Genomic DNA, 4,614 nt, shown 5'->3' on the forward strand with positions numbered 1-4,614 from the left:
GTGGGGGCCTGGGCGAAGGCGGACGTGGCTCCCAGCAGGACGGCACAGGCGACAAGCAGGCGCGACATGGGGACTCCCAGCGACGAGGGGAAGGAACGCGGCGGGCAGCCTAGTCCCGTCGCGCGCGGCGCGGGATGCCGTGAAGGATCCGCTGCGCTCGCGGACAGCCGGGTGGGAAGGATGGCGCGGGAGTGGACTTGCGCTGAGCGTGGCGCAGCAAGCCACGAAGGTTTTGCCTCGCTTCCAGGCCGCTGGATGGAGGGGCACGGAGATGCACCGCGCGCGGTGCGGCCGTGAAGGCTCGCTTCGCTGCGAGGCTGTTTGATGAGGGGATGGCGCGGGAGTGGACTTGCGCAGAGCGTGGCGCGGGACGGCTGCGACAGAGCCGGCTCGCCTCCGGGCATCCAGGACGAGACGACGCCCGCGGCCCCCGCACGACGGACGCGGTGGAAGGCCACCCGCCATGCCTTTTTTCCGCGCGCGGACAGGAGAGCGTCGGGCATCGCCCAGCCGGTGGACGTGGCGCTTTGCCCGGCCGGACGCGCACCGTAGTGTGGCCGCCGTCATGCCCCTGCTCTCGCTCGACTCCCTCTCCCTGACGTATCCCGGCGGCGCCTCCCCGGCGGTGCGGGACGTGTCGCTGGCGCTGGAGCCGGGTGAGGCGCTGGCGCTGCTGGGCTCCTCCGGCTCCGGCAAGACGGCGCTCCTGCGACTGGTGGCGGGCCTGGAGCGGCCGGACACGGGCTCCATCACCCTGCAGGGCCGCGTGCTCGCGGGCCCGGACGCGTTCGTGCCCCCGGAGCAGCGCCCCTTGCGCCGCGTGCTCCATGACGCGGAGCTCGCGGCGGGCCTCACGGTGCGGGACGTGGTGATGGACGCGCAGCCGAAGGGCGAGGGCGTGGCGCACGCGCGGGGCCTGCTGGCGCTGTTCCAACTGGAGGACCTGGAGTCGCGCGCCTGTGGGACGCTCTCCCGGGGACAGCGGCAGCGGGTGCTGCTCGCCCGCGCGCTGGCGTCCGGGACGAAGCTGCTGGTGCTGGACGAACCCTTCGCGGGGCTCGACGCCGGGCTGCGCGCCGCACTGCTGGCGGAGTGGCGCCGCGTGCTCAAGGCGCGGGGCACCGCGGTGCTCTTCGCCACGCACGACGTGGGCGACGCGCTGGCCTTCGCGGACCGGCTGGTGCTGCTGCGCGCGGGCACCGTGGAGCAGCAGGGCACGCCCGAAGCCGTCTACGAAGCGCCGCGCACCGCCTTCGCCGCGTACTTCCTGGGCGGCACCAACCTCTTGCCCGGTTCGGGCTTCGGCCGCGTCGCGCGCACCGCGCTGGGCAACCTGCCGCTGAACGCCGAGGCGCGCGGCCAGGTGATGCTGTCCCTGCGGCCGGAGGCGCTCAAGCTCACGCCGGACACCGACGGCGTGGCGGTGGGAGGCGCGCTGCGCGCCGAGGTGTTGGAGCGCGCCTTCCGGGGCGCGCACGTGGACTTCACCGTGTCCTGCGCGGGCCTGGCGCTCGTCGTGCGCGCGGGCCCCGCGTCACCGCTGCGCGAAGGAAGCCGCGCCCGCCTGGAAGTCATTGGCCGCGCGGAGGTGCTGGAAGAGACGGCCGGCTAGACTCGTCTGCACAGCGAGCGTGCAGGCACAGGGCACGGGAAGTGCAATCACCCGGGCCCCCCATGCGTAGGGAGGGGTATGAACATCGCAGGCCTTCGAGGAATGGGGACCCGCTTCTTCCAGTACGTGCGCGACCCCGGCGTGGGGACGTGGCGGAAGCTGGCGGGACTGCTGGCCGTCCTGTACTTCGTGTCGCCGGTGGACGCGATTCCGGACTTCATCCCGGTGCTGGGCTGGCTGGACGACCTGGGCGTGCTGTCGGCGGCGGCCCTCTTCATGGTGCGCGAGGTGCAGCGCTACCGCCCCACCGCGATGGGCACACCCCTGGACGGCCTGCCGCGCGACGAAGCGGGGCAGCCGCGCGTGCCCACGCTGCGCCGGCACCGCTAGCCCGTCAGTCGCTGTTGCCGCCGCCCTTGTTCTCGAAGTGCACGAAGTCGATGAGGAACGTGGCGGCCACCACCAGCGCGCGGACGTGGGGGTCCTCCAACCCGTCGAACCGGACGCCGAAGTTGTCGGCGTCCGTGAACATCTCCTTGCCGAAGCCGCTCCACTTCTTGGCGATGGTGCCCACCTCGCGGCCCTGCTGCTCCACGACGAACGTCCACGGCCGGAAGAACGGCCCGCCCAGGTGGGCCACCTCTTCGCCCCGGGGCCCGAGCACGTCGTAGGCGCGGGTGAAGAAGCGGAAGCGCTGCTGGATGCTGCCCAGGTGCCGGCCCTCGCCGTCCTCCACCTCCATCCGGGACAGCCAGAAGCGCCACGGCCGGCGCAGCCGCAAGAGCGTCTCTCCGCGCGCGGACTTGAGCTCCATCGTGAAGGGCCGCTTCGCCTTGAGGAAGCTGCGCAGCAGGAACAGCCCCACGCCGCCGCCCACCTCGCCCGCGAAGAAGAGGGGGCCTCCGTCGTCGCCCACCACCTCGTAGCGGTTGCGACCCTCGAACCCCATGAGGATCTCCCCCCACTCCTTCACCTGCCGCACGCGCAGCGTGCGCTCACCGCGCAGCAGGGTCAGCGCCTGGGACTCGACGGGCATGGCGGGCTCCGGGGTGACGGAAGGAAGGCGGGCTAGAACTGTCCGAGCACCGTCAGGCCCAGGCCGCCATGACGGCCCATGGCCGTGGGGGCGACGGAGACGGTCGGTGCATCGTCCCGTGCATCATAATCACGCGTGAAGAACGTGGCGGCGCCCAGGCCGGCGAGCACCCCCACGCTGGTGCCCACGAGGAACACGTCCGCGTCCTCTTCCGCGTTCAGCAGGAACAGGGTGCTCGCCCCCAGCAGGCCGCCCAGGATGCCGCCCGCGTCGATGAGCAGCACCCGCCCCCGGGAGATGTCCAGGTCGCGGGAGATGAGCGCGAACGTGACGATGCCCGCGGCCACCACGCCCTGCTCGATGCCGAGGAACACGCGCGTATCGCCATTGTTGTTCGTGGCCATCAGCAGCCCCGCCACCACGCCGGACCAGAGGCCGCCGGAGTTCGCCAGCGACACCTGCCCCGCGGTGGGCTGCGCGAACTCCGCGATGAGGAGCCCCAGGCCCGTGAAGCCCAGCGCCCCCACCATCACCGACGCCGTGGCCTTGTCCCCCTCCAGGTCGAACGAGCCGATGGACGCCAGGCCATAGCCGAAGCCCCACACCGTGCCGGAGTTGATGGCCGCCGCCTGTCCCGACGTCAGCCCGCTCTTCGTCAGCAGCAGCGACGCCGCCGCGCCCACGCCGCCGCCCAGCAGCGACACCGCCACGTACGCGCGCGAGTCGTCACAGTCCGCGATGGTGCACAGCAGGATGCCCTGGGTGATGCCATGCATCGTCTGCAGGATGGTCAGCGACGCCCGCGCCCCCTGGGACGTGCCTTCCACTTGCGGCGGCCGCGCCAGCGTCTCCTGCGCCAGCTTGCCGCCGGGGTTCAGCCGCGCCCGCGCCAGCCGTGCCAGCTCCGGCGCGAACGGATGCTGCGGACACGCTTGCAGCACCCGCTCCAGCGACTCCACCGCGCGCGCGTCCTCCCCCTGCACCAGCGCATCGAAGCCGGCCAGGTAGTCCGACTCGGCGGCGCAGGCGTCCGGGCTCGCCACGAGCGGCGGCGCGGGCATGGCCGCCGCGGGCGGGGTGGACTCCTGGGCGGAAGCGGAAGGGGCGTCACCCCGCACGGGGGGCCCGGGCTGCGCGGCGACGAGGACAGCGAGGACGAAGGGCACGAGGAGCATGGCCCCGTCACCCTAGTCGACCCCCGCGAAAAGACGGGAGCGCGGGCCCCGGCATTCCTCCTGGGAATGCCGGGACCGGCGGTGGTGCGTGCGATGACCTATCGCGTCGCGAGCGTCTCCACGTGCTGGCGGAGCGCGGCCTCGTCCCCCAGCCGTCCGCCCAGGCCCGGCAGCGGCTTCGCGGCCTGTTCAATGCGGCCCCGCGTGCGCGGACCCGACGCCACCAGCCACGCGACACCCAGGGCCAGCTCGGCCACGTCCGGGGCCTGGGTGAGCTGCGAGGCCAGGGCCAGCAGCGCGTCCACGGCCTTCTTCACCTGCGCGCCGTGCAGCGGGTGGCTGCTGGTGATGCCCTGGCGCAGGAGCACCAGCAGCATCCGCGCGGTGGCGCGGGCCTGGCGCACCACGTCCGGTCCCTGGCCCGCGCCGTCCCACAGGCCGTTCGCGAGCTGCTGGCCCAGCAGGCTGCCCAGGTCCTCGGCGGCGAGGCCGCCCACGGGCTCGGCCACGGAGGGCAGGACGCTTTCCTGGATGGAATAGGCGTCCTTAGGCATGGCTTCCGCCTCTTCCTTCGCTTCCTTCCGGGCACGCCGCTCCACGGAAGACGAGGGTGGCGCGGCCATCGACTTCTGCGGCATCGCGGCGGACACGAGCCGGCCCAGCAGGCTGCCCTTCTTCTTGGCCTCCTCGCGCTCCATCGGGGGAGGCCAGGAGCCGGTCGCGGCGCCATCCGCCGCCTCCGCCTGGAAGAACACAGGCGCGGACGCGGGCGCGGGGGCGGCGGATGGCGC

4 protein-coding genes and 1 pseudogene are annotated in these 4,614 nt (G+C 73.2%); 2 read left to right on the plus strand and 3 right to left on the minus strand.

The window, feature by feature from the left end; genetic code table 11:
• Positions 1–565: 565 nt before the first annotated feature.
• The gene (locus D7V93_RS38575) at positions 566–1,612 is read left to right on the plus strand and encodes an ABC transporter ATP-binding protein (protein ID WP_120648072.1); all 1,047 of its coding nucleotides are present in this window, start codon (positions 566–568) and stop codon (positions 1,610–1,612) included.
• Between the two features lie 102 nt (positions 1,613–1,714).
• On the plus strand, positions 1,715–2,002 hold the full coding sequence (locus tag D7V93_RS38580) for a YkvA family protein (RefSeq protein ID WP_244237761.1): 288 nt from the start codon (positions 1,715–1,717) through the stop codon (positions 2,000–2,002).
• A 4-nt stretch (positions 2,003–2,006) separates the two neighbouring features.
• Here D7V93_RS38580 and D7V93_RS38585 read toward each other — a convergent pair whose 3' ends face one another.
• From D7V93_RS38585 to D7V93_RS47085, 3 genes and pseudogenes are all read right to left on the minus strand, one after another.
• Complete coding sequence (locus D7V93_RS38585; RefSeq protein ID WP_120648070.1) at positions 2,007–2,648, minus strand: LURP-one-related family protein; 642 nt, start codon at positions 2,646–2,648, stop codon at positions 2,007–2,009.
• Between the two features lie 32 nt (positions 2,649–2,680).
• The gene (locus tag D7V93_RS38590) at positions 2,681–3,823 is read right to left on the minus strand and encodes a hypothetical protein (RefSeq protein ID WP_120648071.1); all 1,143 of its coding nucleotides are present in this window, start codon (positions 3,821–3,823) and stop codon (positions 2,681–2,683) included.
• A 98-nt stretch (positions 3,824–3,921) separates the two neighbouring features.
• Positions 3,922–4,614: pseudogene (locus D7V93_RS47085) on the minus strand (VIT domain-containing protein); the annotation flags it as partial.

Origin of the sequence: Corallococcus llansteffanensis (assembly GCF_003612055.1) — a bacterium.
Taxonomy (GTDB): Bacteria; Myxococcota; Myxococcia; order Myxococcales; family Myxococcaceae; genus Corallococcus; species Corallococcus llansteffanensis.

Excerpts from the sequence above, each read along its gene's own strand:
- D7V93_RS38585 (WP_120648070.1), bottom strand. The coding sequence starts at position 2,648 with ATGCCCGTCGAGTCCCAGGCGCTGACCCTGCTGCGCGGTGAGCGCACG.
- D7V93_RS38575 (WP_120648072.1), top strand. The coding sequence starts at position 566 with ATGCCCCTGCTCTCGCTCGACTCCCTCTCCCTGACGTATCCCGGCGGC.
- D7V93_RS38590 (WP_120648071.1), bottom strand. The coding sequence starts at position 3,823 with ATGCTCCTCGTGCCCTTCGTCCTCGCTGTCCTCGTCGCCGCGCAGCCC.
- D7V93_RS38580 (WP_244237761.1), top strand. The coding sequence starts at position 1,715 with ATGGGGACCCGCTTCTTCCAGTACGTGCGCGACCCCGGCGTGGGGACG.